5 protein-coding genes are annotated in these 3429 nt (G+C 60.9%); 1 reads left to right on the forward strand and 4 read right to left on the reverse strand.

What is annotated here, in order from left to right:
* Positions 1-641 precede the first annotated feature (641 nt).
* Positions 642-875: a hypothetical protein gene (locus SO139_RS45780; protein WP_449384488.1), complete on the forward strand. Its 234-nt coding sequence runs from the start codon at positions 642-644 to the stop codon at positions 873-875.
* A 416-nt stretch (positions 876-1291) separates the two neighbouring features.
* On the opposite strand, the gene SO139_RS45785 is transcribed toward SO139_RS45780, so the two are convergent.
* From SO139_RS45785 to SO139_RS45800, 4 genes are all read right to left on the reverse strand, one after another.
* The gene (locus SO139_RS45785; RefSeq protein ID WP_449384487.1) at positions 1292-1492 is read right to left on the reverse strand and encodes a hypothetical protein; all 201 of its coding nucleotides are present in this window, start codon (positions 1490-1492) and stop codon (positions 1292-1294) included.
* A 335-nt stretch (positions 1493-1827) separates the two neighbouring features.
* Positions 1828-2193: a nuclear transport factor 2 family protein gene (locus tag SO139_RS45790; RefSeq protein ID WP_449384486.1), complete on the reverse strand. Its 366-nt coding sequence runs from the start codon at positions 2191-2193 to the stop codon at positions 1828-1830.
* Between the two features lie 160 nt (positions 2194-2353).
* Positions 2354-2704 (reverse strand): RidA family protein, encoded by a 351-nt coding sequence (locus tag SO139_RS45795; protein WP_449384485.1) that lies wholly within the window; start codon positions 2702-2704, stop codon positions 2354-2356.
* A gap of 168 nt (positions 2705-2872) precedes the next feature.
* Positions 2873-3429 (reverse strand): CE1 family esterase (locus SO139_RS45800; RefSeq protein WP_498542113.1); only part of this gene is annotated, 557 nt, incomplete at its 5' end.

The raw sequence follows: 3429 nt of genomic DNA on the forward strand, positions 1-3429 counted from the left end.
AGTCCTGCCAACTAGACAGACTGAATCACTGGTATCTCTGAGTCGCAACCGCGGCCTTTTTCAACGGAATCGGCCAACAGGCGACATTCGCGAAATGAAAGAGGCCGGTAGTCGAACGGCCCGTGCTCGGGCGCTTAGCTAGCTTTTCGATATTCGGCCGCCATGACGAGCAGAGTAGCTCGCACCGCTTCGGAACCCGCAAGCGCTGCCTGCCTCTTGCAGACAAGGCTCAAGTTACCGGGTCGCCGAAGTTCTGGTTACTCGTCGTCCTCGCGGGAGGGGGAACGGTTCGTAGGTCTTCCGTCCTGCGAAGCTGTCAGGTGGCGGTGTGTCTTTAAGAAGCTTACGGTGTTCGGCAAGCGCCTTGCGCGTCGCTTCGAGATGCTGGGCATCAAGATCTTGCAAGTAGTTTGGAAGGCGAAAGATACGACCTGGATTAAGGACCATTGGCCGCTCCCTTCCTCATGCAGGCTGGAGCGCGATCGATCGGTCTCTCAGCCACCGACGCCTACGGACAAAGCCTTGGCCGGTGATGCGGAGACAATACGCTCGTTCTGGAGAAGTTGCTGGCTGGAAGCACGCCAACGCCGCCGGAACTTCCGAAGGCTCGCTCCACTTTCCAATGGGATTGGGAGAGTGGCATGGACAGGAACGCGGAAGTTCAGCGGCTCGCCGAGGCTGAACGTCATCTCAGCGACGCCGAACGAACAATCAGTCATCAGATCATGGATATCGAACGGCTGCGCGCAGGCGGGCACCCCACCGCTGTAGCAGAGCAATTGCTTGAAACATACCGGCGTACCCTGAAGGAGATGCAGGAGCATAGGAATGAGATCATAAGGACCATCAAGGACATAGATGCGGGGCTAATTTAAGCGGCGCGCTGGGAACCGCCCCCCCCCCGCTGGTTTATGGGCATGTCAGATGCACTGGAACCGCTAGAGCAGCTTGTTGCACGTGCGAACGCCGCCGTTGCTGAAGTCCGTCGCTTGGTCAAAGCAAATCGCGAGTGGCGGCAGGATTGGATACGCCGGATTTAGTTCGACGCTACATTTTATCCGAAGCCTCGGAAACTCCATTCGGTTCGCGATTTTCCAAAACGGCGGCAATTCTATCCGCCATCTGGTCGCGCTGCGCTCGACCAAGATTTTCGCGAGCGATCCGCAGTCAACGTGGTGGTCGGGAGAACGATGACCTCGTGCCGAATGAGACGACCTACGCGACGACAAGCACGCAGACCATCCAGCCAGCGAGGAAGCGGCCAGCGTGGCTATTGCTAGTCGATAGGTTCTCATTCTTTCGGCGGTTGTAGCTCGGGAGATCGCAGCCATTCGCTTATGTGCGAGCCGGTCTCGGCTTGGCGAGCCTTCCGCAAGAGGGCCTCGCGGACCGCTCCTGGTGGGAGCAACTTGGCTTTCTCGTGTAGGCGCTTCGCCTCCTCGGCAAGGCGGTCTTCAAGGGATTGGATTGGCTTGATACGTCGACGTTGCATGGCTCGCACCCCTCGTGCTTGCGGGTCCTAATCCGCATGGTTCAGCATAATCGGCACCAAGATGCAGGCGCGGGGCATTTTGTTCTGTTCACTAGTGAACACAAATCGAACAAGGACACTAGTTCCTTCGAACTAGAACGGCCCTCGAATACGGACAGAACCTGGGCGCCAGCGGCACCGAAGTTTCCACATCGTCATGGCCGGGCTTGTCCCGGCCATTCAGGCCTTACCCTGCAGCACAGAGAACGTGGATGCCCGCGACAAGCCCGGGCATGACGACCTCGTTGATGCTCATATGCGATAGCCCTGCGCTGCAGGGAGGGTGGTAAGCCAGCTCACGCGCCCGCCGGCACCTGATCCAAGAATCCCGTGACGCTCTTGATGCGGCCGTCTTTCAGCACGGCGAAATCGGTACCCTTGATCGGGCTGTCGACGCCGTCTGGGCCGAGACCCCATGAAAAGCGCAGGTGCTCGCCATAACCATTGGGCTCGCCGATCAGCCTGAACCTGAACTCGGGAAAGCGCTGCTGCACACCGGCGATCAGCTCGTCGACGCCGTCATGGCCGTCGCCGCGCATCAAGGGATCGACATAGCTCGCATCCGCCGTCCAGTTCTCGCTGAGCAGTTCGCGCCGTTTGCCCGGCGCGCGCTCGTTCCAGAGATCGATATAGCGGTGGGCGAGGGTGGTGTGGTCGGTCATGATGGTCTCCTTCGAAAAGCGCCGGATGGTTCGGCTGTCCCTGACTATCGAAGGTTTGCGCGCGCCAATCGATTACCTCGGAGGTCATGCGCCTGCGAAGAACTGAAGCGCGATGATGCTTTCATCGCGCTTCTGGCCCGCACAGTCATCTTCCAGCGTGCTACTTGGCCGCGGTCACCATGATCTCGACGGTGTATTGCGGGGCGGCGAGCTTGGCTTCCACGGTGGCGCGCGCCGGCGTGTTGCCCGGCGACACCCAGGCGTCCCACACCGCGTTCATCTCCTGGAACGTCTTCATGTCGGTGATGTAGATCGTTGCCGACAGCAGTTTCGATTTGTCGGTGCCGGCCTTGGCGAGATGGCTGTCGATGGTCGCCAGGATGTCCTGGGTCTGCTTCGTCACGCTTTCACCGCCGGCCCTGCTGGCGACGACACCGGCGAGATAGACGGTGTTGCCGTGCACGACGGCCTGGCTCATGCGCGGGCCGGTTTCGAAACGTTGAATGCTCATGTGAATCTCCTGTTGGAATGGCGGCCCTGTCTAGCGCAGCCCCCTGTGCTCTGCCACCCCAGGCACGCATGCGTTGCCAGGCACGCATGCGTTGCTGGGCACGCATGCGTTGCCGGGCACGCATGCGTTGCTGGGCACGCATGCGTTGCCGGTGACGCATGCGCGGCCTCAAGGAAAGCGGCTGAAGAACGCCCAGATCGTGTCGGCGCCGTCGATGTCGCCGTTCTGCGGGCCGAGCAGGCCGTTCGCGACTTTTGGGAAACGTGCATCGGGGAAATGCCCGGGCATGCGATGACCGCCGCCATTGACGCGGTAGAGCACGACGTCACGCCCTTTCGGGCAGTACGAGCCGATCTGCGTCACGGTGGACTCGTCGTGAGGATTCCTGTCGGGCAGATCGGTTGCCGCGGCATCATCAGCTTCGCAGCCATTGATGCTACGCCAGAATGCCAGCGTCTTCGTGGTCGACCAGAAGCCGTCGGCCGCAAAATAACTCGCGCCGCGGCCGCCGTCATAGGGGATCAGCGGATCGACCGTGCCGTTCATGAGCAGCATCGGCAGCGGACGTGATGGATGGCAGGTGGCGGCCGATTCATCGGTGAGGTTCATGATCACGCTAGCGGCGGCCGAGAACAGATCGGCGCGGTTGCAGGCCAGCGTCATGGTCATCGCACCGCCATTGGAGATGCCGGTGATGTAGACGCGGCGCGCGTCCGCCGTGCCGT

Source organism: Bradyrhizobium sp. UFLA05-89 (assembly GCF_059803475.1).